The following is a 4,179-nucleotide window of genomic DNA, read 5'->3' on the forward strand; positions in this document are numbered from 1 at the left end:
GGTCGGACAGGACCGGTACGCCCACCCGGGCGGCCACCCAGGCCGGGGCGCCGAGCTGGAGGGTGCCCTGCGCCCGGCCCTCCCGCACCCAGTGGAAGACCGTCTGCCCCGGTGAGACGACCAGGTCGGCCCGGCCGCCGGCCAGCTCCACCCCGACCGCCGCCGCCTCGGCGAAGAGCTGCCCGAGCCGGTTGTCCAGCCGGCACACCGCGTCGATCGTGGTCGACCCGGGCGGCAGCAGCCCGGCGATCTCCGCCCGCAGCCCGTCGTCGTAGGGCAGGCTCCGGCTGCCCAGCGGGCGCAACCGGAGCGTCTCCCCCTCGGCCGTGAACTCCGCCGCCACGACGTCCACCGCGTCGTACGACGTCCCCGACATCAACCCCACAACCCGCATGTAAGGAAGGGCCCCTTCTTAACGTTTCTGGTATAGGAAGGGCCCCCGGTTAACACCCGGCGTCAGGTCGACGCCGGGCATCGGGGACCAGCAGACCGACCAGTTCCACGTGCTGGGTCATCGGGAACAGGTCGAAGCCACGCAGTTCGGCCAGCCGCCAGCCGGCCCCGGTGAAGGTACGCACGTCCCGGGCGAAGGCGGCCGGGTCGCAGGCCACGTACGCGACGGCGCGCGGTCCGGCGGCCAGCACGGCGCGGACCACCGGAGCACCGGCGCCGGTCCGGGGCGGGTCGAGCACCACCAGGTCGACCGGTCCGGTGATCCGTCGCCGGGCCAGGGCGGTCTCCACCCGGGCGGCCACGATCTCGACCTGTGGCAGGTCGGTCAGGTTGTCCCGGGCGGCGGCCACGCCCTGGGCGGCCGACTCGACCAGGGTGACCCGGCCGGACGGGCCGACCCGGTCGGCGAGCGCAGCGGCGAAGAGTCCCGCCCCGCCGTACAGGTCCCAGGCCGACTCGCCGGGCTGCGGGGCGAGCTGCGCCAGGACGGCCGCCACCAGGGTGTCCGCCGCCGCCGGGTGTACCTGCCAGAACGTGTCGGCGGGCAGTCGCCACTCGCGTCCGGCGGCCACCTCGCGGACCACCGGCGGCCCGCTGACCGGGGTGGTGGTCCCGTCGGTGACCGTGGCCACGCTGACGTCCCCGCCGGTCGAGGCGACCGTGGCGACCACCTCGGCGTCCGGCCAGCGGGTCCCGCTGTCGGCCAGTACCGGCAGGTCCCGGATCGCCGGGTGGGCGATCAGGCAGCGGTCCACCGGCACCACCTCGTGCGAGCGGTGTTTGAGCAGGCCGGCCCGGTCGGCGGCGTCCACCGCGTACCGCACCCGGGAGCGCCAGCCCAGCGGACCGCCGGGGAGCGCCTCGACCCGTACGTCGAGCCGGTCCAGTTCGGCCGGGGTGAGGCCGCCCAGCCGGGTCAGTTGCTCGACCACCACCGAGGTCTTCCAGTCGAGCTGGGCGGCCGGTGCGACGTGCTGCAGGTCACAGCCACCGCAGCGGCCCGGTCGGGCGTACGGGCAGGGTGGTTCGACCCGGTCGGCGGCGGCGTCGAGGACGGTGACCGCGTCGGCCCGCAGGAAACCCCGGTGCACCTCGGTGATCTCGGCGACCACCCGCTCCCCCGGCAGGGCGTGCCGGACGAAGACCACCTGGCCGTCCAGCCGGGCGACGCAGTGCCCACCGGGCGCCACCGCACCGACGGTCAGTTCCACCCGCTCCGCCTCGCCGCGACTCACCGCTCACCGCCCGACGGCCGGTCGGCGGAACCACCGGGGGACCCCGACGACCCGGCGGAGCCGCCCGACGACCCCGACGGACCAGCAGAACCGCCCGACGACCCCGACGGACCAGCAGAACCGCCCGACGACCCGGCGGAGCCGCCGGAGGGCCGGTCGCCGGTGGCTTCCGGCGCCGCCGGTACGGCCGGCGGCAGGGTACTGCGCGGCGCGACCCGGGGGCCCCGCGCCGGTCCCCGGCTGAGTGTGGCGTCGTACCGCGCGAGATCCCTGCTCCGACTGGACACGAGCTGCCACGGCACGCTGGTCACCATCACTCCCGGTTCGAAGAGCAGGCGCCCCTTGAGGCGCAACGCGCTCTGGTTGTGCAACAGGTTCTCCCACCAGCGGCCCACGACGTACTCGGGGATGAAGACGGTGACCACGTCGCGGGGTGACTCCCGGCGGGCCGAGGCGACGAAGTCGAGGATGGGACGGGTGATCTCACGATACGGCGAGTCGATCACGGTCAGCGGTACCGGTACGTCCCGGCGTTCCCACTCGGCCTGGAGGTGGCGGGTGTCCTTGTCGTCGACGTTGACGGTGACCGCGGTCAGCGTGTCCGGCCGGGTCGCCTGGGCGTAGGCGACCGCCCGCAGGGTCGGCTGGTGGACCTTGCTGACCAGCACGATCGCGTGGTTGCGGGCCGGCAGCACCGGGCGGCCGTCGTCGGCCGGGGTCAACTCGGTGGCGACCCGGTCGTAGTGCCGCCGGATGGCCAGCATCAGCCCGTAGATCACCGCCATCGCGGCGATCGCGATCCACGCGCCGAGCAGGAACTTCGTCACCAGCACGATGACCAGCACCAGCCCGGTCAGCGCCATGCCGAAACCGTTGATGGCCCGGGACCGGATCATCCGCCGCCGGGCCTCCGGGTCCCGTTCGGTACGCAGCAGCCGGTTCCAGTGCCGGATCATCCCGGCCTGGGACAGGGTGAACGAGACGAACACGCCGACGATGTAGAGCTGGATCAGCCTGGTCACCTCGGCCTGGAACCCGACGATCAGCACGATCGCGAAGACGGCGAGGAACACGATCCCGTTGGAGAACGCGAGCCGGTCGCCCCGGGTGTGCAACTGCCGGGGCAGGAACCGGTCCTGGGCGAGGATCGAGCCGAGCACCGGGAAACCGTTGAACGCGGTGTTGGCGGCCAGGAAGAGGATCAGGGCGGTCATCCCGGCGACCACGTAGAGCAGGACCGAGCCGGAGCCGAAGATGGTCTCGCCGAGCTGGGTGGTGACCGTCTTCTGCACGTACCCGTCGGGGCCGGAGACGATCTGGAGCTTCGGATCCTCGACGAACTGGAGGCCGGTGAGGCGGGCCAACCAGATGATGCCGACCAGCATGGTGATCGCGGTGACGCCGAGCAGCAGCAGGGTGGTGGCCGCGTTGCGGCTCTTCGGCGCCTTGAACGCCGGTACCCCGTTGGAGATCGCCTCCACGCCGGTGAGCGCCGCGCAACCGGAGGAGAAGGTCCGCAGCAGCAGGAAGACCAGGGCGAACCCGGTGACACTGTGCTCGGCCTGGATCACCAGGTCGGCGCTGGGGGCGCGCAGGTCGTGACCGAGCACGAAGACCCGGATCAGGCCGGTCAGGATCATGCCGACCATGACGATGATGAAGCCGTAGGTGGGGATGGCGAAGGCGGTACCGGACTCCCGCAGACCGCGTAGGTTCATCGCGGTCAGCAGCACCACCGCGGTGACCGCGATGAGCACCTTGTGGGTGGCCACGAAGGGGATGACCGAGCCGAGGTTGGCCACCCCGGAGGAGACCGACACCGCCACGGTGAGCACGTAGTCGACCAGCAGCGCGCTGGCCACCCCCACCCCGAACCGGGGGCCGAGGTTGACGGTGGCCACCTCGTAGTCGCCACCCCCGGAGGGGTAGGCGTGCACGTTCTGCCGGTAGCTGGCCACCACGGTGAGCATGACCACCACCACCGCGAGCGCGATCCACGGGGAGAAGAGGTACGCCGACGCTCCCGCGATCGACAGGGTCAGCAGGATCTCGTCCGGTGCGTACGCCACGCTGGAGAGCGCGTCGGAGGCGAAGACGGGCAGCGCGATGCGCTTCGGCAGCAGGGTGTGCTGGAGCCGGTCGGACCGGAAGGGCCGGCCGACGAGCAGGCGTTTCAGCAACGAGGTGGGTCTGGCCACAACCGCTAAGGGTACGACCAGCGCGGGCTGGACACCCGGGGGTGGCTGATCAAGGCCACCGTGGCGGCGGAGTACCGTCGGCCGGCGCCGGGCCGGCGCACCGTGGCACGCTGGGCACGGGCGGCCCGCCCGGGGCACGCTGAGCACGGGTAGGCCACCATGGCACGCTGGGCGGCACTGGCCACCCATGGCACGCTGAACACCAGTGGGCCGCTGTGGCTGGCTGAGCGTCGCGGGCACCGGCCGGCGCCACGCGCGATTCGGGAGGGACCGTGCACGTCGTGATCATGGGG

Annotated in this window: 2 protein-coding genes and 1 pseudogene; all 3 read right to left on the reverse strand. The window is 72.7% G+C overall.

The window, feature by feature from the left end:
- Positions 1-376: anhydro-N-acetylmuramic acid kinase (locus tag GSF22_RS31440; RefSeq protein ID WP_244454486.1), on the reverse strand; the 376-nt coding region annotated here is incomplete at its 3' end.
- Between the two features lie 67 nt (positions 377-443).
- On the reverse strand, positions 444-1,688 hold the full coding sequence (locus GSF22_RS31445; protein WP_208817548.1) for a class I SAM-dependent RNA methyltransferase: 1,245 nt from the start codon (positions 1,686-1,688) through the stop codon (positions 444-446).
- 140 nt (positions 1,689-1,828) lie between these two features.
- Positions 1,829-3,886 (reverse strand): annotated as a pseudogene (locus GSF22_RS31450) (APC family permease); the annotation flags it as partial.
- Positions 3,887-4,179 lie beyond the last annotated feature (293 nt).

Source organism: Micromonospora echinofusca (genome assembly GCF_017614955.1).
Taxonomy (GTDB): Bacteria; Actinomycetota; Actinomycetes; order Mycobacteriales; family Micromonosporaceae; genus Micromonospora; species Micromonospora echinofusca_A.